General features: G+C 72.2%; 1 protein-coding gene. It reads right to left on the minus strand.

The features are described 5' to 3' along the window. Nucleotides 1–263 (minus strand): capsid cement protein (locus SB822_RS58050; protein ID WP_410859234.1); only part of this gene is annotated, 263 nt, incomplete at both ends.

Here is a 263-nt window from a genome sequence, read left to right on the forward strand (position 1 = left end):
CCAGCGATGGCCACGCCGAAGTTCTGCAGGTCGCCGGCGGCCGTGCCGGCGATGACGACCTGGCCGGCCGACACATCCCAGTGCAGCTTGGCGCCACCGGTGATCACCGCCGAGGACAGCTTCGGCAGCACGAAGGCTCGCTCGATGGCGACCGCGACGGGGTCGCCCTCCGGGGCATCGGTGACGGGGATCGCCAGCAGCGAGCCGTAGGCGAAGGGGACGCCGGAGGTGGCACCACCGGCCGGTGCGGGCACGGTGATGAT

Origin of the sequence: Paraburkholderia sp. SIMBA_054 (assembly GCF_046534875.1) — a bacterium.
GTDB classification, from domain to species: Bacteria; Pseudomonadota; Gammaproteobacteria; order Burkholderiales; family Burkholderiaceae; genus Paraburkholderia; species Paraburkholderia hospita.